This is a genomic window from Paracoccus sp. SSJ, assembly GCF_030234105.1.
GTDB classification, from domain to species: Bacteria; Pseudomonadota; Alphaproteobacteria; order Rhodobacterales; family Rhodobacteraceae; genus Paracoccus; species Paracoccus denitrificans.
Genome location: NZ_JASSPE010000010.1, coordinates 123,482 through 146,434, shown reverse-complemented (window position 1 = coordinate 146,434; position 22,953 = coordinate 123,482). Strand labels below are relative to the sequence as shown.

Sequence of the window (22,953 nt, the reverse complement as noted above, 5' to 3'; positions counted from 1 at the left end):
CCTGCCCGGATAGGGGCCGGGGCAGGCTCGCGAAGACCCGCGCCTACTGCTTGCGCTCCCAGCGCCCGCCGGCTTCGGACCAGTACTCCGCCGCCACGTCCTCGGCCTTCAGCGCCCGCCATTGCGCGCGGGCACGCTCCAGCGCCTCGGGGTCGTTGCCGTCGAAGATGAGGCAGGCCCGTTCCAGCGCCAGGCATTCCGCGCCGGAAACCTCGGCCCCGTCCAGCGCGATCAGGCAGCGCGCCGCATTCGCCGCCGCCTGGCCCTCGACGGTCAGCAGCACCGGCTGGCGCGCGTCGTGCGGCCCGCCGGCCAGGCCATGCGGCAGGAAACCCTCGCGCAGCCACAGCACCTCGTCCAGCGCCACCTGCCGCGCCCGGTCCCTGCCCCGCAGCTCGACCCGCCAGCCCGCCTGCAGGCTCTTGCCGATCAGCATCGGCAAGAGCTGCGCCGGACCCGAGCGGGTCAGGTGATAGAACAGGGCCGAACCCATCAGCCCTGCTTCTCGAAGCGGTCGCGCACCAGCCGGTCCAGCGTCATCACGCCCCAGCCCGAGGCGCCCTTGGGGGCCAGCGCGGTTTCGGCGGGCGGCAAGGCGACCCCGGCGATGTCCAGATGCACCCAGGGCACGTCCTCGCGCACGAAGCGCTGCAGGAACTGCGCGGCGGTGATCGAACCCGCCGGGCGGCCGCCGGTGTTCTTGATGTCGGCCAGGCGCGAATCGATCAGCTTGTCGTAGCCCGCTCCCAGCGGCAGGCGCCAGGCGCCCTCGCCCTCGGCCTTCGCGGCGTTCAGCACCGCCGCGGCGAAGGCATCGTCATTCGAGAACACCCCGGCATGCTCGTGCCCCAGCGCGATGATGACGGCTCCGGTCAGCGTCGCCAGATCGACCATGGCGGCAGGCTTGAAGCGTTCCTGCGCATACCAGAGCACATCGGCCAGCACGAGCCGGCCCTCGGCATCGGTATTGATGACCTCGATCGTGTCGCCCTTCATCGAGCGCACGATGTCGCCCGGGCGCTGCGCGCGGCCGTCGGGCATGTTCTCGACCAGGCCGACCAGGCCGACGACATTGGCTCGCGCCCGGCGCAGCGCCAGGGCGCGCATGACGCCGGCCACCACGCCCGCGCCGCCCATGTCCATGGTCATCTCTTCCATGCCGGCGGCGGGCTTGATCGAGATGCCGCCGGTGTCGAAGACCACGCCCTTGCCGACCAGCGCCAGCGGCGCAGCCTCGCCGCCGCCGTTCCAGCGCATGACCACGACCTTGGACGGGCTCTCGGACCCCTGCCCCACGGCCAGCAGCGCGCGCATTCCCTGCCTGGCCAGTTCGTCCTCTTCCAGCACCTCGACCTCCAGGCCCAGCTCGCGCATGGCCAGCAGGCGGTCGGCGAAGTCGCTGGTGGTCAGCACGTTCGCGGGCTCGTTCACCAGATCGCGGGTGAAGAACACGCCCTCGGCCAGCGCGGCACCGTCGGCCGCCGCGCGCGCCAGCGCCTCGGGGTCCTTGTGCATGAAGATCACCCGGCCGCGCGGCGTGGCGCCCGAGCCCGCGTCAGGGGCCGGCTCGGTCCCGCCGGCCGCGTCGGACAGGCGCGCATCCTCGGGTGCGCCGGTGCGGCTGGTGGTCGCGGCAGGCTCGGCCGGCGCCTCGCCCCCGGCAGCAGCACCGTTGTCGGATTTCTTCGTCTTGTAGGCCGAGAAGTCATAGGCCCGCAGCGCCAGCCCCAGCGCCACCTCGGCCGCACGGCCATGATTGCCGGCCAGGACCAGCGTCTCGGCCTTGCCCAGTTTCGCGCCGATGCTCGCACCCGCGGCGCGCGCCGTCGCCACATCGGCATCGGCGGGCAACAGGACGAGTTGCAGCGCCTCGGCCTTCAGCCCGGCGGGAAAGGCCAGCTCCAGCGCCTTGCCGGGCTTGACCGCCTTCCACGCCTCCGACTCGACGGCCCGCGCCAGCGCCTCGCGCGTCGCGCGCGGCAGACCGGCGGGAAGCCGCCCGGCCTTCGGCACCAGGATGGCGATGCGGCCGGCCCGCCCGGCCAGCCCCGCGACATCCGTCGCCGTAAAGGAAATTTCGACCGGATGAGTCATGTTCCTGCCCTTCGCGTTGCTCCATCTTGGCGGAAACTAGTCACGCCCGCGCGGCTTGACCAGAGCCGGGGCTTTCCCAACGGTCGCGCAGCGGCTAATCAGTCGGGGTCCGAGCCCGCGAAAGCCCCCATGCCCCGCATCGACCGCTACATCCTGTCGCAATTCATGACCCTGTTCGGGTTCTTTGCGCTGGTGCTGGTCTCGGTCTACTGGATCAACCGCGCCGTCTCGCTGTTCGAGCAGCTGATCTCGGACGGGCAGACGGCACTGGTGGTGCTGGAATTCACCGCATTGACGTTGCCGCTGGTGATTTCGGTCGTGCTGCCCATCGCGGCCTTCGCGGCCAGCGCCTATGGCACCAACCGGCTGTCCTCGGAATCCGAGCTGGTGGCGATGCAGGCGACCGGCATGTCGCCCTGGCGGATGGCACGGCCGGTGCTGGTCTTCGGCGTGCTGGTCGCGCTGATGGTGGCGCTGCTGGTCCATGCCGTCGTGCCCATGGCGCGCGGACGGCTGGCCGACCGCCAGGCCGAGATCGCGCAGAACGTCACCGCGCAATTCCTGCGCGCCGGCGCGTTCCAGTATCCGGTCCGGGGGGTGACGCTTTACATCCGCGACATCGCGGCGGACGGGCGGCTGGTGGATTTCTTCCTGGAGGACGCCCGCAACCCCGACAGCCAGACCACCTATACCTCGACCGAGGCGCTGCTGGTCAGGACCGACGAGGGGCCGCGGCTGGTGATGATGCAGGGCATGGTGCAGAACCTGCGCCATGCGGGCAACCGCCAAAGCCTGTCGGTGACGCGGTTTTCCGAACTGGCCTACGACCTCGGAACGCTGATCGACACCGGAGAGAGCCGCAAGCGCGACCTGCGCGCCTATTCGACCCTGCGGCTGCTGAACCCCGATCCCGAATTGCTGGCCGCGACCGGCGCCACCCGCGACCGCGCCCTGGCCGAGGCGCATGAGCGGCTGGCCAAGCCCTTCCAGGCGCCGGTGGCGGCGCTGCTGGGCTTTGGCATGCTGCTTCTGGGCGGCTTCAGCCGCTTCGGGGTCTGGCGGCAGGTGGTCTGGGCGGTGGTCGCGCTGATCGTGGTGCAGTTCCTGAGCACGGCGGCCGAGAACCAGGTCGCCGGCAACGCCTCGCGCTGGCCGCTGATCTATGTCTCGCCGCTGGTCGGGGCGGCGATCTGCTGCGCCGTGCTGTGGCTTGCCGCACGACCGCGGCGACTGCGCAACCCGTCAAGCACGCCGGCGGCGAAAGGAGGGGCGGCATGATCCTTTCGACCTATGTCGCGCGGCGCTTCCTGCGCATGCTGGTGATGATCGCGGCGATCTTCGGCGCCATCCTGTTCCTGATCGACATCGTCGAGCAGATCCGCCGCTTCTCGGACGAGAATATCGGGCTTTCGGGCGCGGCGGGGCTGTCGCTCCTGAACATCACCGCCAGTTTCTATTCCATCCTGCCGCTGATCACCGTGCTGGCGGGGATCGCGCTGTTTCTGAACCTGTCGCGCAGTTCGGAACTGGTGGCGATCCGCGCCTCGGGGCGCTCGGGCATCCGGGTGCTGGCGGCACCGGCCGTGACCGCGGCGCTGGCCGGGATGCTGGCGGTGGCGGTGCTGAACCCGGTGGTGGCGGCGACCACGAAACGCTATGACGACGCGGTCGCGCAGATGCGCAGCGGCGGCGGCCAGACCGTCAGCGTCGGCGACAATGCGGTCTGGCTGCGCCAGGCGCTGCCGACGCGCAACGGGAACGGGGACGAGACCTCGGGCCAGGTCGTGATCCGGGCAAGCCGCGCAAGCCCCGACGCCACCACGCTTTACGATGCGACCTTCATGGTATTCGCGCCCGATACCGGCCCGACCCGGCGCATCGACGCGGCCACGGCCCGGCTGACGCAGGGTGCGTGGGAACTGACCGACATCAAGGAATGGCCGCTGACCCAACCCAATCCCGAGACCATGGCCCGCACCGCGCCGCGGCTGGAACTGCCCACCGACCTGACCGCCGCCCGCATCCGCGACAGTTTCGGCCGGCCCGAGGCGATCCCGGTCTGGCAACTGCCTGCCTTCATCAAGGGGCTGGAGCGGGCGGGCTTCTCGGCCCAGCGCCACAAGGTCTGGTTCCAGATGGAGCTGGCCCGGCCGCTGCTGCTGGCGGCCATGATCGCCATTGCGGCCGTGTTCACCATGCGCCACATGCGCGGGCGCAGGATGGGGTTGCTGGTCCTGGGCGCCTTTGGTTGCGGCATCGGGCTGTTCTTCCTGCGCAACCTGGCGCAGGTGCTGGGCGACAATGGCGGCATCCCGCCGGCCCTGGCCGGCTGGGCGCCGCCCATCGTGGCGCTGCTTTTCGCCCTTGGGGCGCTCTTGCGGCTGGAGGACGGCTGATGGCACGCAGGCACAAGGGACGACACGGACGCCAGGCGGCCGGAACGGCGGCACGCGCCGCGCTGCTGGCGGCATTCCTGCCGGGCCTGGCGCTGGGGCAAAGCCTGACGCCCGAGGGCCAGACCCTGCCGATCTATGGCCAGTCCGAAGAGGCGACGCAGGCCCCGGCCGGCCCGGCCCTGGCCCCGACCGAGGATCTGGACAGCAATGCCCGCTATGCCGACGGCACCGAGGCGTCGCATACGCCGCGCATCGCCGCACGGCCCGGCGCGGTACGTATCACTGGCAGCGAAGACGAGGGCGAAGGCAGCCCGGCCACGCTGCTGGCCGATCAGGTCACGCTGGGCGCGGACAACAGGCTGACCGCCTCGGGCGGGGTGGTGATCTGGTATCGCGGTGCGCGGCTGATCGCCTCGCGCGTGATCTACGACAACGAAACCGGCGCGGCGGTGATCGAGGGGCCGATCCACCTGACCGAACCCGCACGGGCGGGCACGCCCCAGGAAACCATCCTGGTCGCCGACAGCGCCCAGCTGGACCCGAACATGCAGGACGGAATCCTGCGCGGCGCCCGGCTGGTGCTGGCGCGCGAGATGCAGATGGCCGCGCGCGAGATGCGCCGCAGCGAAAACGGCGCCGTCACCCGGCTGGACAACGTCGTCGCCTCCAGCTGCCAGATCTGCGCCGAGGACCCGATCCCGCTATGGGAGATCCGCGCCCGCGCCATCACCCATGACGCGCGCACGAACACGCTGCATTTCGACCGCCCGCAGTTCCGCGCGCTCGGCATGCCCATCGCGAGCCTGCCCCGGCTGACGGCGCCCGATCCCACCGTCGAGCGGATGACCGGCTTTCTGCGGCCGCAGTTCCGCACCACCTCGGGGCTGGGTTTCGGCATCAAGCTGCCCTATTTCATCACGCTGGGCGAACATGCCGACATCACGCTGACGCCCTATGTGGCCACCTCGCGCACCCGCACGCTGGAGCTGCGCTATCGCCAGGCCTTCAGCAACGGCGCGATGGAATGGAACGGCGCCATCTCGCGCGACGACATCGAGGAGGGCGAGACCCGCGGCTATCTGTTCGGTGGCGCGCGCTTCGAACTGCCGCGCGGCTACATGCTGGGCCTGCAGATCCAGATGGCCAGCAACCGCGCCTATCTGCTGGATTACGACATCTCCAGCGCCGACCGGCTGTGGAGCGGGCTGACGCTGGACCGGGTGCGCCGCGACCGCATGGTCATGGCGCGGATCGGCAATTACGAATCGCTGCGCGACGACGAAGCCGAGGAATTCGCCCCCTCGGTGGTCGCCGACGCACTGTGGAAGCGGCGCTGGACCCCTGGCCGGATCGGCGGCATCGCCAGCCTGGAATGGTCGCTGCACGCCCATCGCCGTTCGTCCAGCCAGGATCGCGACGGGCGCGACATGGCGCGCGGCTCGGTCATGCTGGGCTGGCAACGCAGCGAGATCCTGCCGGGCGGCCTGGTCGGCGCCGCCCAGGCTCAGGTGAATGCCGATTTCTACCGCATCACCCAGGACAGCGAGTACGACGACTGGGTGATGCGGGCCGATCCGACGCTGGCGGTCGAGCTGCGCTGGCCGCTGGCGCGCCATTCAGGCAGCGTGACCCATATCATCGAGCCGGTGGCGCAGCTCGTCTGGTCGCCCGAACGCGAAGCCGAGGACGACGTCCCGAACGAGGACAGCCGGCTGATCGAGTTCGACGAGGGCAACCTTTTCTCGCTCAACCGCTTTCCCGGCTGGGACGCGCGCGAATCCGGCCTCCGCGCCAATCTGGGCGTCGGCTGGACGCGGATCGATCCGGCAGGCTGGTCCATCGGCCTGACCGCGGGCCGCGTCTTTCGCACCGAACCCGACCCCGCCTTTGCCTTCACCGGCCCGGACGGCCCGGACTTCACCGGCCCGCAGGGCAAGAAACGCTCGGACTGGCTGCTGGCGGCGCATTATTCCGGCGCGAACGGGCTGGCGATCGCGAACCGGGCGCTGTTCGACGACAGCTTCTCGATCAGCCGCAACGAATTGCGTCTGGGCTGGTTCCAGCCGGGACTGCAGGTCTCGGCCGGGTATCTCTGGCTCGATTCGGATGAAAGCGAAAATCGCGAAAGCGACGTTTCCGAACTGACCATGGCCGGGGGCTGGCAGCTGGCGCAGGGCTGGTGGGCCACGACCGAGACACGCTACGACTTTACCGCCGACCGCGCGCAGAAGGCGCAGCTGGGGCTGGAATATCGCAACGAATGCATAACCGTGGAAATGTCGGTCGAGCGGCGCTTTACCTCGCTGGGCGAGGTGCGGCCGGACACCCGCTTCGATCTGGGCATCCGGCTGGGCGGCTTTGGCCAGCAAAAGCCCGGTCCGGGAACGGTGGCGCGCCGCGCCTGCCTGCGCTAATGTCCGGCGAAACCATGCGGCGAGGGAGCTGATGCGGCGAATTCTTCTGGGGGCGGCCATGGCCGCGATGCTGGCAGCAGGCGGGGTTGCCCCGGCCTTTGCACAGGGCAATCCGTTCCAGCCGCTGGTCTATGTCAACGATTCGGTCGTCACCCGATACGAGCTGGACCAGCGCATGCGCTTCCTGCAGATCCTGCGCGCGCCCGATGGCGACCGCGCCTCGGCCGAGCAGGCGCTGATCGACGACCGCTTGCGCCTCTTTGCCGCGCGCCAGATGGGCATTGCCGCCAGCGACGCCCAGATCGATGCCGGCCTGGCCGAATTCGCCGGCCGCGCCAACATGGATGTCGAGGAATTTACCCGTGCGCTGGCCCAGGCCGGGGTCGAGCAGCAGACCTTCCGCGACTTCATCGCCGCCGGCGTGGTCTGGCGCGAACTGGTGCGCCAGCGCCTCGTGCCGCAGGTCCAGGTCAGCGACGCCGAACTGGACCAGGAGATGCAGCGGGTGATCGAGACGCCGCGCATCACCCATGTCGCCCTGTCCGAACTGATCATTCCCGCCCCGCCCGGCCAGGAGGCGCAGGCCATGCGCCTTGCGGAATCGCTGGTGCAGAGCGTACGTTCCGAGGCGGATTTCGCGGCAGCGGCGCGGCAGCATTCGGCGACTCCCTCGGCCGAGAACGGCGGCCGCCTGCCCTGGGCGCCGCTTGAGAACCTGCCGCCCTCGCTGCGGCCGATCATCCTGTCGATGCAGAACGGCCAGATCAGCCAGCCCCTGACGGTCGAGGGCGCAGTGGTGCTGTTTTACCTGCGCGACAGCCGCGGCACGCTGCGGCCGGGCGCCAAGGAGCAGGTGCTCGACTATGTGCGCTTTCGCCTGGCCAGCACCGCCGAGGCGAACCAGATCGCCGCACTTTCTGACACATGCGCCGATCTTTTCGTGCATGCCCGCAACCTGCCGCCCGAGCAGATCCAGCGCCAGACCCTGTCGCAGGGCCAGATCCCGACCGCCGAGGCGATCCGGCTGGCGGTGCTGGACGACAACGAATCGACCATCGTCAGCCAGGGCGGCTCGGCCGAGATCCTGATGCTGTGCAAGCGCCAGTCCGCACTGCTGGCAGGCAATGCGCAAGAGGCGCCGGTGCCGGTGACCGCCGAAGGCGAAGAGGGTGCTGCGCCCGATCCCGATGCGCTGCCCGACCGCGAGCAGATGCGCGGCCAGATCTTCAGCGGCAAGGTCGGGCAGGCGGCCGACAACTACCTGGCCGAGTTGCGCGCCAATGCGATCATCCGCCGGCCGTAAGCCCGGTTGAGACGCCGGGGGCGCTTCGCCCCCCGGACCCCCAGAGAGTATTTTGGAAACGGAGAAGATGACTGAAGCCCGGCCCATCATTCTGACCTGCGGCGAGCCGGCGGGCGTCGGGCCGGAGCTTGCGCCCAAGGCGCTGGCCTCGGGCGTGCCCTTCGTGTTTCTGGGCGATCCCCGCCACCTGCCCGAAGGGACCGCCTGGGCCGAAGTGACGGCACCCGGCGAGCCGGTGGCCGATGGCGTGCTGGCGGTGCTGCGGCACGACTTTCCGGCCCCCGCCCGACCCGGCCAGCCCGATCCCGCCAACGCCCCCGCCGTGGTCGAGATCATCGCCCGCGCGGTCGATCTGGCCATGTCGGGCGCAGCCGGCGGCATCTGCACCCTGCCGATCAACAAGGAAGCGCTGAAGCGCGGCGCCGGTTTCGGCTTTCCCGGCCATACCGAATATCTGGCGCATCTGGCCGGCGACGTGCCGGTGGTGATGATGCTGGCCTCGACCACCGTCCAGCCGCCCTGCCGGGTGGTGCCGGTGACGATCCACATCCCGCTCTCCGAGGTGCCCCTGGCGCTGACGCCCTTGCGGCTGGAGCAGGCGATCCGCATCACCGATGCCGCGATGCGGCGCGACTTCGGCCTCGCGCAGCCGCGGCTGGCGATCGCCGGGCTCAACCCGCATGCCGGCGAGAACGGCGTCATGGGCGACGAGGAGGCGCGCTGGATGGCGCCGCTGATCGAGCGGCTGCGCCGAGAAGGGTTCGACCTGCGCGGGCCGCTGCCGGCCGATACCATGTTCCACCCGGCGGCACGGGCGCGTTACGACGCGGCGCTTTGCGCCTATCACGACCAGGCGCTGATCCCGATCAAGACGCTGGATTTCGCCGGTGGGGTGAACATCACGCTGGGCCTGCCCTTCGTGCGCACTTCGCCCGATCACGGCACCGCCTTCGACATCGCCGGCCAGGGCATCGCCGACGCGGAGAGCGTCATCGCGGCGCTGCGCATGGCACATGAGATGGCGGCGCGGCGATGAGCGCCATCGACGGGCTGCCGCCGCTGCGCGAGGTGATCGCGCGCCACGACCTGCGCGCCAAGAAGCAATTGGGGCAGAACTTTCTGCTGGACCTGAACCTGACCGCCAAGATCGCCCGTGCCGCCGGCGACCTGACGGGCTGCGACGTGATCGAGGTCGGGCCGGGTCCGGGCGGCTTGACCCGCGGGTTGCTGGCCGAGGGCGCGCGCCATGTGCTGGCCATCGAAAAGGATGCCCGCGCCCTGCCCGCCTTGGCCGAGATCGCCACGGCCTATCCCGGCCGGCTGGAGGTGATCCATGGCGACGCGCTGGAGATCGACCCGCTGGCGCATCTGACGCCGCCGATCCGCATCGTGGCGAACCTGCCCTACAATGTCGGCACCGAGTTGCTGATCCGTTGGCTGACCCCTGCCGCCTGGCCGCCCTTTTGGCAATCGCTGACGCTGATGTTCCAGAAGGAAGTGGCCGAGCGCATCGTGGCCCAGCCGGGCGGCAAGGCCTATGGCCGGCTCGCCGTGCTGGCGCAGTGGCGCACCGAGGCGCGGATCGTCATGACCCTGCCGCCCGAAGCCTTCGTGCCGGCGCCCAAGGTGCATTCGGCGGTGGTGCATCTGACCGCCCTGCCCGGGCCGCGCTATCCGGCCGATCCGGCGGTCTTGAATCGCGTCGTGGCAGCGGGGTTCAACCAGCGCCGCAAGATGCTGCGCGCCTCGCTGAAGGGCCTGCACCCGGAGATCGAGGCGCTGCTGGTCCAGGCCGGCATCGCCCCCACCGCCCGGGCCGAGGAAATCGGGCTGGAGCAGTTCTGCGCGCTGGCGCGGGGCCTAGCCGCCGCGCCGCGCTGACATTCACTCGCCCGAGGCGTTTTCCTGCTGGGCCTTTGCGGCCTTGGCACCCTGCCCGCGCGCGGATTTTACCGCAGGCTTTGCGCCGTCCTCGGCCGGTTTCTTGCGGCTGCGCGGTGCGGCCGCGGTCGTGGTGCGGCTGCGACGGCGCGGTGCCGGCTCGGCAGCGGCGGGTTCTTCCGCAGGGGCAGCGGCCGGCTCGGCGGGTCCTTCGACGGCGCTTTCCGGGGTTTCGACCGGGCCGGCGGCATCCTCGTCCGAGGAGATCACCGGCGGCAACCCGGCATCGGCGGGCGCAGCAGCCGGCTCGGCACGCTCTTCCGTGCGAGGGGCGGGCTGGCGTTCTTCCCGGCGATCCTCGCGACGTTCCTCTCGGCGGTCATCGCGACGCTCGTCGCGGCGATCGTCGCGCCGGTCCTGACGCTCCTGCCGGTGGCCGTGATGGCCATTGCCGTTCTCGGATGCGGCCTGGCCGTTGCCGTCGTGCAGATCGTCGTCGCGATTCTGATGCTGCTGGCTCTGACGCTCGGCCTGTTCGCGCTGCGCCTCACCCAGAAGCCGGGTGTAATGTTCCGCGTGTTGCAGAAAGCTCTGCTCGGCCACCCGGTCGTTGGAAAGCTGGGCGTCGCGGGCAAGCGTCAGGTATTTCTCGATGATCTGCTGGGGCGTGCCGCGCACCTTGCCCTCGGGACCCGAGGAATCAAAGACGCGGTTGACGATATTGCCCAGCGAACGCTGTCGGTTCGACTTGTTACGCGAACGGGATTTGGATGATCTCATCAGCTGTTTGTCAGTTTATGACCGGCAAGGGCCGGCTAAGGTTGGGGTCATTCCTAGGGCGGGTGTCAGCGCAGGTGCGGAACTTGGTCCGGCTCCCGCGTCACCAGTGAAAAGCTGGGTTATCTGAGTATGACTGACCCGTGCGTGGGCAGCGCGCCCCCGTCACAACTGCGAATAAACATGCTGGCGCGTCGCTTACAAGCGAAAATTTCGCCAAAACCGGCGAAAGATGCGGATCCTTGCCGGATCAAAGCGGGTTGCGGGCGCTGACGACGCGGTCGCGGCCGTCCAGATCGGGCAGGATCCGCGGCTCGGCCAGGCCGGCGGCGCGCATCAGCGCTGCCACGGCAGCGCCTTGCGTGGGACCGATCTCGACCATCAGCCGACCGCCGGGCAGCAGATGCGCGGGCGCCCCGGCCGCGATGGCGCGATAGGCGGAAAGCCCGTCCGCCTCGTCGGTCAGGGCCGCGCGCGGCTCCCATTCCCGCACCTCTGGCGAAAGCCCGGCCATCTCCTCCAGCGCGATATAGGGCGGGTTCGAGACGATCAGATCGAACTGTCCCGCAACCGAGGCAAACCAGTTCGATTCAAGGAAATCCGCGCAAACCCCGATCCGCGTGGCATTTTCCCGCGCCACCTCCAACGCTGCGGGCGAAATGTCGGTACCCAGCCCGCGCGCGGCCGGCCGCTCGGCCAGGAGCGAGATCAGGATCGCCCCCGTGCCGGTGCCCAGGTCCAGCACCGAGGCGAAGGGCTCGGTCAGCGCCGCCTCGACCAGCGTTTCGGTCTCGGGACGTGGGTCGAGCGTGTCGCGGGTCACGCGGAACTCGTGCTTCCAGAAGGCGCGCCGGCCGAGGATCTGGCTGACCGGCTGGCGCGCGGCCCGGGCGGCAAGGGATGCGTCGAAACGTCGCAGCGCCTCGGGCGGCAGGGGCACGGCCAGCGCGGCGGTCAGGTGATGGCGCGGCAGGTCCAGGGCATGGGCCAGCAACTGCCGGGCGTCCTCGGCCGCGCCGGGCACCCCGGCCTCGGCAAGCAGGGCCGCGCCGCGGCGCAGCGCCTCGGCGCCGGTCATGGAATCACTCACCCTGCGCGGCCAGTCGCGCGGCTTGGTCATGCGCGGCCAGCGCCTCGACGATCTCGCCGATCTCGCCCTGCATGATGCGGTCCAGCGCATAGAGCGTCAGGCCGATGCGGTGATCGGTCATGCGGCCCTGCGGGAAATTATAGGTGCGGATGCGCTCGGAACGGTCGCCCGAGCCGACCTGGCTCTTGCGGTCGGCGGCACGTTCGGCATCGGCGCGCGACCGCTCCATGTCGTAGAGCCGGGCGCGCAGCACGGCCATGGCGTTGGCGCGGTTCTGATGCTGCGACTTTTCCGAACTGGTCACGACGATGCCGGTCGGCAGGTGGGTGATGCGCACCGCCGAATCGGTGGTGTTGACGTGCTGGCCGCCGGCCCCGCTGGCGCGCATGGTATCGATGCGGATATCGGGGGCGGGGATGTCGACATCGACCTCCTCGGCCTCGGGCAGCACGGCGACGGTGGCGGCGCTGGTGTGGATGCGGCCGCCCGATTCCGTCTCGGGGACACGCTGCACCCGGTGCACGCCCGATTCGTATTTCAGCCGTGCGAAGACCCCCTCGCCCTCGATCCGCGCCATCGCCTCGCGCACGCCGCCGAGGTCGGACCGGACCAGCTCCAGCATCTGGAACTGCCAGCCCTGCGATTCGGCAAAGCGGCGATACATGTCGAGCAGGTCGCCCGCGAACAGCGCCGCCTCTTCGCCGCCGGTGCCGGGGCGGATCTCCAGGATCGCCGGCCGGGCGTCGGCGGCGTCGCGCGGCAACAGCGCGACGCGCAGCGCATGTTCCAGGGCGGGCAGGCCGGCGCGCAGGCGCGACAATTCGTCCTGCGCCAGTTCGCGCATCTCGTGATCGGCCAGCATGGCCTGGGCCTGGCGGATGTCCTCCTGCACCGAGCGCCATTGGGCGATCTGCGCGACGACGGGCTTCAACTCGGCGTATTCCCGGCTGATCGCGGCGATTTCCTCGGCCGCAGGCCCGGCATTCAGCCGCGCCTCGAGATATTCGAAGCGCTCGACGATCTGGATAAGGCGGTCTTCCGGCAGCATTCGTTGCAATTAGCCGCTGCTTCAACGGCCGGCAAGGCAGAACCTCGAAAACATCTGACCCAGATCAAAGCGCGACGGACCGTCATGGTGCAGGTTTCCGCGAGACGCGCCCACCAAGCCAAAGGAGGCACCCAAGTGAAACTCGTCCCCTTTCTGACAGCGACGAGTCTTGCCCTGTCCGCTCTGCCGGTCATGGCACAGACCGAAGCCATCGACGACAGCGCCCTGCGCGAGGAAGCCAAGGGGGTGTTCGAGGCGCTTCCCGAGAAGATGACGGCGATCAAGCAGACCGAGGAAAACCCCGAGGGCATCGCGCTGACCGCCGAAAAGATCGAGCTGGGCAAGATGCTGTTCTTCGACCCGCGCATGTCCAGTTCCGGCCTGATTTCATGCCAGACCTGCCACAACGTCGGCCTGGGCGGCGTGGACGGCCTGCCGACTTCGATCGGGCACGGCTGGCAGCGGGGGCCGCGCAACGCCCCCACCATGCTGAACGCGATCTTCAACGCCGCGCAGTTCTGGGACGGGCGCGCGGGCGATCTGGCGGAACAGGCGAAAGGTCCGGTCCAGGCCGGCGTCGAGATGAGCAACACCCCCGATCAGGTGGTCCAGACCATCAATTCGATGCCGGAATATGTCGACGCCTTCAAGGCCGCCTTCCCGGATGAGGCAGAGCCGGTCAGCTTCGACAACTTCGCCGTCGCGATCGAGCAGTTCGAGGCCACGCTGATCACGCCGAACAGCGCCTTCGACCGCTTCCTGGCCGGCGACGATGCGGCGATGTCCGACCAGCAGAAGCGCGGCCTGCAAGCCTTTATCGAGACCGGCTGCACCGCCTGCCACTACGGCATCAACCTGGGCGGGCAGGACTATCACCCCTTCGGCCTGATCGCCAGGCCCGGCGCCGAGGTGCTGCCCGCAGGCGACAAGGGCCGCTACGAGATCAGCCAGACCGCGGATGACGAATACGTCTTCCGGGCCGCGCCGCTGCGCAACGTGGCGCTGACCGCACCCTATTTCCATTCGGGCGTGGTCTGGGATCTGGCGGAAGCGGTGCAGATCATGTCCTCGGCCCAGATCGGCACCGAACTGACCGATCAGCAGGCCAACGACATCACCGCCTTCCTGGGCGCATTGACGGGCGAGCAGCCGGTGATCGACCACCCGATCCTGCCGGTGCGCACCGACACGACGCCGCTGCCCACGCCGATGTAAGGCACGCACAGGCGGAAATGACAAAGGGGCCCTCTCGGGGGCCCCTTTTTCGCTTGCGATCCGTGCGGCGGATCAGTCGGCCTTGACGGCTTCGACGGTGATCTTGATCTCGACCTCGTCCTCGACGGCCGGGGCGAACTTGCCCAGGTTGAACTCCGAACGCTTGATCTCGGCCTCGGCATCGAAGCCGGCGGCCTCCTTGCCGGTCATCGGGTGGGCGGCGATCTGGTTCAGGTCGACATCCAGCACGACCTGCTTGGTCACCCCGTTCAGCGTCAGATCGCCCGTCACCTTCGCTTCCTTGTCGTCCTCGGGCTCGACCTTGGTCGACTTGAAGGTCGCGACCGCGCCGCTGGCATCGGTGTTGAAGAAATCCGGCCCGAACAGGTGCTTGTCCAGTTCCTCGGACACGGTGCGAAGCCCCGACAGCGGGATGGTCGCCTCGACGCTGGAATTGGCGGGGTTCTCGGCATCCAGCGTCAGCTTGCCGGTGACACCGTTGATGATGCCCGTGCTGGTCGAAAAGCCCATGTGGTTGTATTCGAAGACGACTTGGCTGTGCGAGGGATCGAAGTCGTAGACGACCGGCTCGGCCATGGCGGCGGTGGCGCCGAACAGGGTGATCGCGGCGACGGGGGCAAGGATGGGTTTCATTCTGGACTCCGGATTGAAAATGTCATGCACGGTTCTGCCAGAAAATGCCCAAGCATCAACAAGGGTTTCCGACAAAGCCCCTGACATTTTCGTGTTTCGCCGCAGCGCGGAAACTGTTTCGCCGCAGCGGCGATCTTGCGGCACTTTCCAGGGTTTTGCCTTGCATTCCCCAGCGTGATCGCTATAAGGCCGCATCCTTCCGCAAATGCGAAACCGGCGCAGCCTCTCGTGGCGGGGCGCGGAAGGGTTGTCCCGCCGTTGAAGTGCGCCCCGATGAAAGGTGCAGACATGCCGCTTTACGAGCATGTGCTGATCGCTCGCCAGGACCTGTCGAACGCGCAGGCCGAAGGGCTGATCGAACATTTCTCGACCGTGATCGCCGACAACGGCGGCAAGGTCGTGGACAACGAATACTGGGGCGTGCGCACGCTCGCCTACAAGATCAACAAGAACCGCAAGGGCCACTACGCCTACCTGCGTTCGGACGCCCCCTCGGCCGCCGTGCAGGAGATGGAGCGCCTTGCCCGCCTGCATGACGACGTCATGCGCGTGCTGACCGTCCGCGTGGACGAGCACAAGGACGGCCCCTCGGTCCAGATGCAGAAGCGCGACGAGCGCGAGCGCGGTGATCGTGGCGACCGCGGCGAACGCCGCGAGCGTCGTGACCGCGACGACCGGAACTAAGGGAAAGGAACCAGGATCATGGCCAACAAACCCTTCTTCCGCCGCCGGAAAGTCTGCCCCTTCTCGGGCGACAACGCCCCCGCCATCGACTACAAGGACACGCGCCTGCTTCAGCGTTACATCAGTGAACGCGGCAAGATCGTGCCCTCGCGCATCACCGCCGTCTCGGCCAAGAAGCAGCGCGAACTGGCGCGCGCCATCAAGCGCGCCCGCTTCCTCGCCCTGCTGCCCTATGCCGTGAAGTAAGGAGAGACGATCATGCAAGTCATCCTGCTGGAACGCGTGGCCAAGCTGGGCCAGATGGGCGAAGTGGTCAAAGTCAAGGACGGCTTTGCCCGCAACTTCCTTCTGCCGCAGGGCAAGGCGCTGCGCGCCTCGGACGCCAATATCCAGGCCTTCGAAGCCCGCAAGGCCGAACTCGCCTCGCGCAACGACGAGACCCGCGCCGAAGCCGAGAAGATCGCCGAGAAGCTCGACGGCCAGACCTTCGTCATCATCCGCTCCGCCTCGGATGCCGGCGCGCTCTACGGCTCGGTCACCCCGCGTGACGCCGCCGATGTCGCCATTGCCGAAGGCTTTGCGGTCGAGCGTCGTCAGGTCGTCCTGACCGCCCCGATCAAGGAGCTGGGCCTGCACGAGGTCCGCGTGCACCTGCACCCGGAAGTCGATGTGACGATCAAGCTGAACGTCGCCCGCTCGGCCGAAGAGGCCGAACTCCAGGCGTCGGGCAAGTCGATCCAGGAACTGGCCGCCGAAGAGGAAGCCGCCGCGGAATTCGAGATCGCGGAACTGTTCGACGACATCGGCTCGGCCGGCCGCGACGAGGACGAAGCCGCGAACTGATCGCGCCTTCATCGGAAAACGGAAGAACGCGCCGCAACCTCGGCGCGTTTTTTCATGCCCGGACGGCAGCGCCCCTTGCCCACGACGCGCGGGCGGCGGAACATTCACCGGATTTCGGGGTTGAGGCACAAAGCGCCCCTTCGCCAGAGGATTTGCCGGAATGCGCCACCAGGACGACCTGCCGCCGATCACCCGCACCGAGGCCGACGAAACCAGCCAGACCCGCTTCGGCCCCCGCCCGGTGCCCAAGGGCCATCGCCACCCGCCGGGGCCGGTGGAATCGCGCCGCATCCCCCCGCATGGCAATGTCTCGCCCGATGGCAGCCGGCCTTGGCCCCGCCCCTCTCGCGGGGCGAAATGGCTGGTGCTGGGCGGCACCGGGGTGGCTGCGGCGGCGCTGACCGCCGGCGGCGTCATCGCCGCGCGGCACCTGCTGGGCCTCGCCTCCCCAAACACGCCCCCGCAACGCCGCCACGACAGCTTCGCGCCGCAGCATGTCGCGCCCGATCCGGCCGCTCGCAAGCCTGCAGCGCCGCCCCCGCCTCGGCAGCACGAGGCCCGCCGCACGGCAAGGCCCGAAGCGGAACCCAAGCACCCCCGCCCCGGCCGCCGCCCACCGCGGCAGGGCCTGCTGCAAGAGGTCGAGGCCAACACCGCCAGCCTGACCAACGGCGTCGAGAACGTGATGCGGGCGCTGACGGCTGCCGTGGCCGGCTTCCGCACCGTCGCCGGACAAGCCAGCACCATCGTGCAGGAATTCGGCGATGCCGCGGCAATGGTGCGCGACATCATCGACCGCAAGCCCAGCCCGCCGCAGCCCCGCGCTTCGTCGCAAGACAAACGCCACGGCGCGCATATGCCGGACCTGCGCGACGACCCGTTGCTGCACGACCCGATGGAGGGGCCCGACCCCGGCGGGCCCGCCGACCACAATCCTCGCGTGCACCGACTCTGACGCCAAACGGTCCGTTCCCCAATACCTAGTCAGCCTTTCCGTGCCGCCAGCGCGGCATCGCCCCGCGGTCCGGCCAAGACTTCTTCGTTCCAAAAATACTCACCTGCGCAGCCGTGCCACGATCCCGCCCGCGCCACCTTGATACGACAACGAAAAAGGCCGCCCCAACGGGCGGCCTCTCTCATTGCGATCAAAACGCGGATCAGACCTGATCCAGCGCCTCGATGGCCTTTTCCAGCTCGTCCTTGGTCACGGGCTTTTCCGAAACCTTGGCGCCCTCGACGATATGGTCCACGACCTTGTCCTCGAAGATCGGCGCGCGCAACTGCTGCTGCGCCTGCGGGTTCTGCTGGATGAACTCGAAGAAGGCGCGCTCCTGGCCCGGGAACTGACGGGCCTGGCGCAGCACGGCCTGGGTCATCTCCTGATCCGAGACGGTGATCTCGGCCTTCTGGCCGATCTCGGCCAGCAGCAGGCCCAGGCGGACGCGGCGCTCGGCCAGCTTCTTGTGCTCGTCCGTCGGCTCGATCTCGCCATGGTTATGGCCGTGCTCCTCCGGATGCTCCTCGTGCCAGAGCTGATGCGCGATCTGGTGCGCCTCGGCCTCGACCAGCGATTCGGGCAGGTCGAACTTGACCATCTCGTCCAGCCGATCCAGCAGCGTGCGCTTGAGTACCTGGCGCGAGGCGCCCTTGTATTCGGCCTCCAGCCGCTCGCGGATCTGGCCCTTCAGCGCGTCCAGGCTCTCGGCGCCGAACTTCTTGGCCAGTTCGTCGTCGATCTCGGCCGCCTTCGGCGCCTTCACCGCCTTGACGGTGGTCTCGAAGACCGCGTCCTTGCCGGCCAAAGCCGGGTGGCCGTAATCCTCGGGGAATTTCACCTCGACCTTGACTTCGTCGCCGGCCTTGGCGCCGACCAGCTGTTCCTCGAAGCCGGGAATGAAGCTCTTGGAGCCCAGCACCAGGGGATAGTCCTCGGCCGAACCGCCCTCGAAGGCTTCGCCATCGACCATGCCCTTGAAGTCGATCACGATCTGATCGCCGTCCTTGGCCTTGGTGCCCTTCTTGCGATCCTCGAAGCTCTGGGCGTTCTTGGCCAGGTTCTCCAGCGCCTCGGTCACCTGCTCCTCGCTGGCCTCGACCACCAGCCGCTCCAGCTCGACGCCCGAGAGGTCGGCTTCCGGAATGGCCGGCAGAGCCTCATAGGCGACGGTGACGACGACGTCGTCGCCCTCTTTCCAGGTCTCGCCGTTGACCATCTCGATCTTGGGCTGAAGGGCGGGACGGTCGCCCGATTTCTCCAGATGGTCGCGCAGCGCCTTGTCGATGGCCTCTTGCATGGCATCGCCCATGATACGCTGGCCGAACTGCTTCTTCAGCAGCGCCATCGGCACCTTGCCCTTGCGGAAGCCCTTCATCTCGACCTCGGGCTGGGCCTCTTTCAGCTTCGCATCCACCTGCGCCGCCAGGTCGGCCGCCGGCAGGGTGAATTCATAGCCCCGCTTCAGCCCTTCGTTCTGGGTTTCCTTGACCTGCATTTGTCTTCCTTCATCCACGAACCATCGCGCGGGTCCCAGAGGCATTACGACCTCACCGGCGCCAGGACCTGCCGTCCCGCGCCCCCGCCTGTTTCAGCGCGCTAGCTATGGGATTTTGCCCCGCATAGCAAGGACGAAGGCGGGATTCGCGGTGCCTGCGCCGGGTTTCGGACTGCACGCCCCAAGAGGCAATGCAGGAAAATACCCGACCCCGATGCGACCCAGGGGCGAAAGGACGGATCACCCGGCAGTCCTTGGTTGAATTGGGCATTATGGCTTCATCGCGGATCGACTGCCCGTCGGGATTCGATTGACGCGAGGTCAGTTAGGGCAAGCGATCTTTCGCTTGCCGACGCGATCTACAGCCAGAAGTTGCAGCCCCCGGGAAATCAACGAGCTGCCGTTATTAGGTCAGCAAACGTAACCTAACTTATGGATATATTCCCTTCTTCCTGCCGGCAGTGCATACAGGCATCGTTCCGTAAGCGGTTGTTTGTTAACCTTGGTAAGCGGTTCTTTTGTTGTTTGTTCAAACCTGACCGGGCGGGTGCATGTCTGCCCCCGCCCGGTTGTGAAACGGCAGGGAACTGCCGGATTCCCCCAGTCACGATTGCATGTTTATCAGGCAGGATCTGCCCCGACTCGCTCATGGCGATTGTGTGCCATGGCAAACAAAACGATCAAATCAGAGACTTGAGACAACAGTTCTCGAAATGGCAAAGGCCGCCTTCCCAGGCGGCCTTTTCGCATTGCACCGGGGCTGAAATCAGCCGCGCGCGCGCACGACCTGCAACAGCGGCATGACCTCGGACATGTCCGGCCCATGCGCCTGGCCGGTCAGCGCCTTGCGCAGCGGCATGAACAGGCCCTTGCCCTTGCGGCCGGTCGCCTGTTTCACCGCATTGGTGAACTCGCCCCAGGTCGCATCGGTATAGGGCGGCGGCGGCAGCAGCTTCATCGCCTCGGCGATGAAATCGGCATCCTCGGGATCGATCTGCGGCTCGGCCCCCGTCGAGAAGATCTGCCACCAGCCGGCCAGATCGTCCAGCTTGGTGATGTTCTGCGAGGCGACGCGCCAGAACCGCTCGACCAGTTCGTCGGGCACGCCAAGCGCGGCAATGCGGTCCCGGACCTCGGCGAGGGGGCGCGACTGGTTCGCCTCGCGGGTCAGCGGCCACAGATCCTCGGCATCGAACTTGGTGGGCGAGGCGCCGAACTGGCCCAGATCGAACCCTTCGGCCAGTTCGTCCAGCGACATCTTCAGCTCGACCGGCTGCGACGAGCCCAGCCGCGCCATCAGCGACAAGAGCGCCTCGGGCGCCACGCCGCTTTCGCGCAGGTCGCGGATCGACAGCGTGCCCAGCCGCTTGGACAGCTCCTCGCCCTGCGCGCCGGTCAGCAGGCTGTGATGGGCAAAGGCCGGCGGCTCGGACCCCAGGGCGCGGATGATCTGGATCTGCGTCGCGGTATTGGTGACATGGTCGGCGCCGCGCACGATATGGGTCACGCCCATCTCGGCATCGTCGACCGAGCTGGCAAAGGTATAAAGCACCTGCCCGTCGGCGCGGATCAGCACCGGGTCCGAGACGCTGGCCGCATCGATGGAAATATCGCCCAGGATGCCGTCGGCCCACTCGATCCGCTCCTGATCCAGCAGAAAGCGCCAATAGCCGGCACGGCCCTCGGCGCGCAGCCTGTCCTTGTCCTCGGCCGAAAGCTTCAGGCCGGCGCGATCATAGACCGGCGGCTTGCCCATGTTGAGCTGCTTCTTGCGCTTCAGGTCCAGTTCGGTCGGGGTCTCGAACACCTCGTAGAGCCGCCCGGCGGCGCGCAGCCCCTCGGCGGCCTCGGCATAGCGGTCCAGCCGGTCCGACTGCCGCTCGATCCGGTCCCAGGTCAGGCCCAGCCATTCCAGGTCGCGCTGGATGCCGTCGGCATATTCCTGCTTGGACCGCTCGCGGTCGGTATCGTCCAGCCGCAGGATGAAGGTGCCGCCCGCCTTGCGCGCGATCAGATAGTTCATCAGCGCCGTGCGCAGGTTGCCGACATGGATATGGCCGGTGGGCGAAGGGGCGAAACGGGTGGTGGTCATGGGAGGTCTCCTGTCCGCTTCGCTCTTTCACAAACGGCGGTTTTTGTCCATATCGGGACCAAAGACAGAGGTTAGCCGATGCTTGACTGGAAGAATGCCGAGGCCCCCGACGCGGCCATGATCGAGGAACTGGCGCGCGAGGCGATCGCCGGGCTGCCGCCGGAATTCGCCGGTCCCGCGGCGCAGGTCGTGCTGCGCATCGAGGATTTCGCCAGCGAAGAGTTCCTGGACGAGCTGGAGATCGACGATCCGCTGGAGCTGACCGGGCTTTACGACGGCGTGCCGATGACCGAGAAATCGGCGACCGATCCCCAGCATTTCCCCGATACGGTCTGGCTGTTCCGCCGCGCCATCCTGGACGAATGGGCCTCGCGCGGGGACGTGACGCTGGGCCAGTTGGTCGCGCATGTCGTGGTCCATGAATTCGCCCATCATTTCGGCTGGTCCGACGACGACATCGCCACCATCGACCGCTGGTGGGAATGATGGATCAGGCACCGATCCTGACCATCACGCTGAACCCGGCGCTGGACGTCACCACCGCCGCGCGGCAGGTGGTGCCCGACATCAAGCTGCGCTGCGAGGCGCCGCGCTTCGACCCGGGCGGCGGCGGCATCAATGTCAGCCGGGCGATCCGCGCCATGGGTGGCGACAGCACCGCGCTGGTGGCGCTTGGCGGCGCGACCGGGCAACGCATCGCCGGGCTGCTGGAGGAAACCGGCATCCCGCTCATGACCCTGCCCGCGCCGGGCGAGACGCGGCAGTCCCTGACCGTGGACGACCGCACCATCCGCCAGCAATACCGTTTCGTCATGCCCGGCCCGGAATGGTCCGCGGCCGATGTCGAGGCCGCGCTGGACACCGCCGCCGGGGCAGCCGCGCCCGGTGCGCTGGTGGTGCTGTCGGGCTCGAACCCGCCGGGGGTGCCGGTGCGCTTTGCCGCCATGCTGGCCGAGCGGCTGCGCGGCACCGGCGCGCGGCTGATCGTCGACACCTCGGGCAAGGCGCTGGCCGAGGTCGCATCCGCCACCGACCGCCGGGTCGAGATCCTGCGCATGGACGACGAAGAGGCCCAGGGGCTGGCCGGCCGGCCCCTGCCCTATCGCGCCGACACGGCCGCCTTCGCGGCGGGGCTCGTCGCCTCGGGTGCGGCGCATGGGGTGATCGTGGCACGCGGTCGCGACGGCAATATCATCGCCACCGACCAGGGCATCTGGCATGCCGAGGCCGCGCGGGTGCAGGTGGTCAGCAAGGTCGGCGCCGGCGACAGTTTCCTGGCCGGCTTCACGCTGGGCCATGCCCGCGGCTGGCCGGTCTGCGATGCGCTGGGGCTGGCGGCGGCCGCCGCCTCGGCGACAGTGCAGACCCCCGCGACCGAGCTGTGCCGGGGCGAGGATGTCGAGCGGCTGTTCGCCGCCCGCATGGTCACGCGGATGGGCGCCTAGCCGCGCCCGTCCATGCGCACGAAATCCAGCACGCTGCCCTGCGCCGGGCGCAGTTCGGACCAGGCGCCGATCTGGAAGTCGACCACCAGGGTCGCCGCCGTCGGATAGCGACGGAAATCCGGGTCCAGCGGCGCCCGCGCCGGCAACATGGCGGCGAATTCCGCGATGCCGGGATTGTGGCCGATCATCATCACCGTGGGCGCCGAGGCGCTGCGCAGGATCTCCAGCATCTTCTCGGGCGTGGCGTGGTAAAGGCCCGGCTCGTAACGGATATGCGGCCGCACCTCCAGCGGCGCCATGGCGATGCCGGCCCAGGTCTCGCGCGTGCGCTCGGCGGTCGAGCACAGCACTTCCTCGGGCTCATAGCCGCGGCTGGCCAGCCAATCGCCCAATTCACGGGCCGAGCGGCGGCCGCGCGCGTTCAGCGGCCGGTCGTGATCCGGTTGCGCCGGATCGTCCCAGGACGATTTGGCATGACGGGTCAGGATCAGGCGGCAGTGTCCGAGTGGAGTCATCGAATTGCCT

At 68.5% G+C, this 22,953-nt stretch carries 22 protein-coding genes; 13 read left to right on the top strand and 9 right to left on the bottom strand.

Annotated features, from left to right (window positions below):
• Positions 1-43: 43 nt before the first annotated feature.
• On the bottom strand, positions 44-493 hold the full coding sequence (locus QPR87_RS13110) for a DNA polymerase III subunit chi (RefSeq protein WP_285049816.1): 450 nt from the start codon (positions 491-493) through the stop codon (positions 44-46).
• Complete coding sequence (locus QPR87_RS13105; protein ID WP_285049815.1) at positions 493-2,094, bottom strand: leucyl aminopeptidase; 1,602 nt, start codon at positions 2,092-2,094, stop codon at positions 493-495. Before QPR87_RS13105 ends, QPR87_RS13110 begins: the two co-directional genes overlap by 1 nt.
• 129 nt (positions 2,095-2,223) lie before the next feature.
• On the opposite strand from QPR87_RS13105, the gene lptF reads away from it, so the two are divergent.
• From lptF to rsmA, 6 genes are all read left to right on the top strand, one after another.
• On the top strand, positions 2,224-3,372 hold the full coding sequence (lptF, locus tag QPR87_RS13100; RefSeq protein WP_285049814.1) for an LPS export ABC transporter permease LptF: 1,149 nt from the start codon (positions 2,224-2,226) through the stop codon (positions 3,370-3,372).
• Positions 3,369-4,490: an LPS export ABC transporter permease LptG gene (lptG, locus tag QPR87_RS13095; RefSeq protein ID WP_011747240.1), complete on the top strand. Its 1,122-nt coding sequence runs from the start codon at positions 3,369-3,371 to the stop codon at positions 4,488-4,490. The genes lptF and lptG overlap by 4 nt, the downstream gene beginning before the upstream one ends.
• Entirely contained in the window at positions 4,490-6,904 is a 2,415-nt protein-coding gene (locus QPR87_RS13090) for an LPS-assembly protein LptD (protein WP_285049813.1), read from the top strand. Before lptG ends, QPR87_RS13090 begins: the two co-directional genes overlap by 1 nt.
• On the top strand, positions 6,849-8,207 hold the full coding sequence (locus tag QPR87_RS13085; protein ID WP_285049812.1) for a peptidylprolyl isomerase: 1,359 nt from the start codon (positions 6,849-6,851) through the stop codon (positions 8,205-8,207). The genes QPR87_RS13090 and QPR87_RS13085 overlap by 56 nt, the downstream gene beginning before the upstream one ends.
• Positions 8,208-8,274: 67 nt before the next feature.
• A complete protein-coding gene (gene pdxA / locus QPR87_RS13080) occupies positions 8,275-9,243 on the top strand; it encodes a 4-hydroxythreonine-4-phosphate dehydrogenase PdxA (RefSeq protein WP_285049811.1) in 969 nt (322 codons plus the stop codon).
• A complete protein-coding gene (gene rsmA, locus QPR87_RS13075; protein WP_285049810.1) occupies positions 9,240-10,088 on the top strand; it encodes a 16S rRNA (adenine(1518)-N(6)/adenine(1519)-N(6))-dimethyltransferase RsmA in 849 nt (282 codons plus the stop codon). The genes pdxA and rsmA overlap by 4 nt, the downstream gene beginning before the upstream one ends.
• Before the next feature lie 3 nt (positions 10,089-10,091).
• Here rsmA and QPR87_RS13070 read toward each other — a convergent pair whose 3' ends face one another.
• The 3 genes from QPR87_RS13070 to prfA all read right to left on the bottom strand — a co-directional run bounded on the left by QPR87_RS13070 (position 10,092) and on the right by prfA (position 13,003).
• Complete coding sequence (locus QPR87_RS13070; protein WP_104491367.1) at positions 10,092-10,868, bottom strand: DUF4167 domain-containing protein; 777 nt, start codon at positions 10,866-10,868, stop codon at positions 10,092-10,094.
• A 247-nt stretch (positions 10,869-11,115) separates the two neighbouring features.
• Entirely contained in the window at positions 11,116-11,943 is an 828-nt protein-coding gene (gene prmC, locus QPR87_RS13065; protein WP_285049809.1) for a peptide chain release factor N(5)-glutamine methyltransferase, read from the bottom strand.
• Between the two features lie 4 nt (positions 11,944-11,947).
• Positions 11,948-13,003, bottom strand: coding sequence for a peptide chain release factor 1 (gene prfA, locus QPR87_RS13060; protein ID WP_285049822.1), 1,056 nt, complete (start codon positions 13,001-13,003; stop codon positions 11,948-11,950).
• 192 nt (positions 13,004-13,195) lie between these two features.
• Here prfA and QPR87_RS13055 point away from each other — a divergent pair, with 192 nt between their 5' ends.
• Positions 13,196-14,218 (top strand): cytochrome-c peroxidase, encoded by a 1,023-nt coding sequence (locus QPR87_RS13055; RefSeq protein ID WP_011747232.1) that lies wholly within the window; start codon positions 13,196-13,198, stop codon positions 14,216-14,218.
• A 72-nt stretch (positions 14,219-14,290) separates the two neighbouring features.
• Here the strand turns inward: QPR87_RS13055 and QPR87_RS13050 are convergent, their stop codons facing one another.
• Positions 14,291-14,872, bottom strand: coding sequence for a YceI family protein (locus tag QPR87_RS13050; protein WP_011747231.1), 582 nt, complete (start codon positions 14,870-14,872; stop codon positions 14,291-14,293).
• A gap of 288 nt (positions 14,873-15,160) precedes the next feature.
• Here QPR87_RS13050 and rpsF point away from each other — a divergent pair, with 288 nt between their 5' ends.
• The 4 genes from rpsF (at position 15,161) to QPR87_RS13030 (ending at position 17,354) form a co-directional block, all read left to right on the top strand.
• Positions 15,161-15,556, top strand: a complete 396-nt coding sequence (gene rpsF / locus QPR87_RS13045; RefSeq protein WP_011747230.1) for a 30S ribosomal protein S6 — start codon at positions 15,161-15,163, stop codon at positions 15,554-15,556.
• Between the two features lie 18 nt (positions 15,557-15,574).
• A complete protein-coding gene (gene rpsR / locus QPR87_RS13040; protein WP_011747229.1) occupies positions 15,575-15,802 on the top strand; it encodes a 30S ribosomal protein S18 in 228 nt (75 codons plus the stop codon).
• 12 nt (positions 15,803-15,814) lie between these two features.
• Positions 15,815-16,399, top strand: a complete 585-nt coding sequence (gene rplI, locus QPR87_RS13035) for a 50S ribosomal protein L9 (RefSeq protein WP_011747228.1) — start codon at positions 15,815-15,817, stop codon at positions 16,397-16,399.
• 160 nt (positions 16,400-16,559) lie between these two features.
• Positions 16,560-17,354, top strand: coding sequence for a hypothetical protein (locus QPR87_RS13030; RefSeq protein WP_285049808.1), 795 nt, complete (start codon positions 16,560-16,562; stop codon positions 17,352-17,354).
• Positions 17,355-17,556: 202 nt separating this feature from the next.
• Here the strand turns inward: QPR87_RS13030 and tig are convergent, their stop codons facing one another.
• Both tig and gltX read right to left on the bottom strand, forming a co-directional pair.
• Positions 17,557-18,891 carry a trigger factor gene (tig, locus tag QPR87_RS13025; protein ID WP_041529783.1) on the bottom strand — a complete coding sequence of 445 codons (1,335 nt, stop codon included), beginning with the start codon at positions 18,889-18,891 and terminating at the stop codon, positions 17,557-17,559.
• 766 nt (positions 18,892-19,657) lie between these two features.
• Positions 19,658-20,983 (bottom strand): glutamate--tRNA ligase, encoded by a 1,326-nt coding sequence (gltX, locus tag QPR87_RS13020; protein ID WP_011747223.1) that lies wholly within the window; start codon positions 20,981-20,983, stop codon positions 19,658-19,660.
• A 78-nt stretch (positions 20,984-21,061) separates the two neighbouring features.
• Between gltX and QPR87_RS13015 the strand changes: the two genes are divergently transcribed.
• Both QPR87_RS13015 and QPR87_RS13010 read left to right on the top strand, forming a co-directional pair.
• Positions 21,062-21,469 (top strand): metallopeptidase family protein, encoded by a 408-nt coding sequence (locus QPR87_RS13015; protein WP_104491365.1) that lies wholly within the window; start codon positions 21,062-21,064, stop codon positions 21,467-21,469.
• The gene (locus QPR87_RS13010) at positions 21,469-22,428 is read left to right on the top strand and encodes a 1-phosphofructokinase family hexose kinase (protein WP_011747221.1); all 960 of its coding nucleotides are present in this window, start codon (positions 21,469-21,471) and stop codon (positions 22,426-22,428) included. The genes QPR87_RS13015 and QPR87_RS13010 overlap by 1 nt, the downstream gene beginning before the upstream one ends.
• Here QPR87_RS13010 and QPR87_RS13005 read toward each other — a convergent pair.
• The gene (locus QPR87_RS13005; protein ID WP_011747220.1) at positions 22,425-22,943 is read right to left on the bottom strand and encodes a SixA phosphatase family protein; all 519 of its coding nucleotides are present in this window, start codon (positions 22,941-22,943) and stop codon (positions 22,425-22,427) included. The genes QPR87_RS13010 and QPR87_RS13005 overlap by 4 nt on opposite strands.
• Positions 22,944-22,953: the final 10 nt, after the last annotated feature.

Bases quoted from the DNA above. Each gene is read 5' to 3' on its own strand.
- rpsR (WP_011747229.1), top strand. From the start codon at position 15,575: ATGGCCAACAAACCCTTCTTCCGCCGCCGGAAAGTCTGCCCCTTCTCG.
- QPR87_RS13055 (WP_011747232.1), top strand. From the start codon at position 13,196: ATGGCACAGACCGAAGCCATCGACGACAGCGCCCTGCGCGAGGAAGCC.
- QPR87_RS13015 (WP_104491365.1), top strand. From the start codon at position 21,062: ATGCTTGACTGGAAGAATGCCGAGGCCCCCGACGCGGCCATGATCGAG.
- QPR87_RS13110 (WP_285049816.1), bottom strand. From the start codon at position 493: ATGGGTTCGGCCCTGTTCTATCACCTGACCCGCTCGGGTCCGGCGCAG.
- prfA (WP_285049822.1), bottom strand. From the start codon at position 13,003: ATGCTGCCGGAAGACCGCCTTATCCAGATCGTCGAGCGCTTCGAATAT.
- QPR87_RS13005 (WP_011747220.1), bottom strand. From the start codon at position 22,943: ATGACTCCACTCGGACACTGCCGCCTGATCCTGACCCGTCATGCCAAA.
- QPR87_RS13050 (WP_011747231.1), bottom strand. From the start codon at position 14,872: ATGAAACCCATCCTTGCCCCCGTCGCCGCGATCACCCTGTTCGGCGCC.
- QPR87_RS13030 (WP_285049808.1), top strand. From the start codon at position 16,560: ATGCGCCACCAGGACGACCTGCCGCCGATCACCCGCACCGAGGCCGAC.
- gltX (WP_011747223.1), bottom strand. From the start codon at position 20,983: ATGACCACCACCCGTTTCGCCCCTTCGCCCACCGGCCATATCCATGTC.
- rsmA (WP_285049810.1), top strand. From the start codon at position 9,240: ATGAGCGCCATCGACGGGCTGCCGCCGCTGCGCGAGGTGATCGCGCGC.
- tig (WP_041529783.1), bottom strand. From the start codon at position 18,891: ATGCAGGTCAAGGAAACCCAGAACGAAGGGCTGAAGCGGGGCTATGAA.
- rpsF (WP_011747230.1), top strand. From the start codon at position 15,161: ATGCCGCTTTACGAGCATGTGCTGATCGCTCGCCAGGACCTGTCGAAC.
- QPR87_RS13090 (WP_285049813.1), top strand. From the start codon at position 4,490: ATGGCACGCAGGCACAAGGGACGACACGGACGCCAGGCGGCCGGAACG.
- lptG (WP_011747240.1), top strand. From the start codon at position 3,369: ATGATCCTTTCGACCTATGTCGCGCGGCGCTTCCTGCGCATGCTGGTG.
- QPR87_RS13105 (WP_285049815.1), bottom strand. From the start codon at position 2,094: ATGACTCATCCGGTCGAAATTTCCTTTACGGCGACGGATGTCGCGGGG.
- pdxA (WP_285049811.1), top strand. From the start codon at position 8,275: ATGACTGAAGCCCGGCCCATCATTCTGACCTGCGGCGAGCCGGCGGGC.
- rplI (WP_011747228.1), top strand. From the start codon at position 15,815: ATGCAAGTCATCCTGCTGGAACGCGTGGCCAAGCTGGGCCAGATGGGC.
- QPR87_RS13070 (WP_104491367.1), bottom strand. From the start codon at position 10,868: ATGAGATCATCCAAATCCCGTTCGCGTAACAAGTCGAACCGACAGCGT.
- lptF (WP_285049814.1), top strand. From the start codon at position 2,224: ATGCCCCGCATCGACCGCTACATCCTGTCGCAATTCATGACCCTGTTC.
- QPR87_RS13010 (WP_011747221.1), top strand. From the start codon at position 21,469: ATGGATCAGGCACCGATCCTGACCATCACGCTGAACCCGGCGCTGGAC.
- prmC (WP_285049809.1), bottom strand. From the start codon at position 11,943: ATGACCGGCGCCGAGGCGCTGCGCCGCGGCGCGGCCCTGCTTGCCGAG.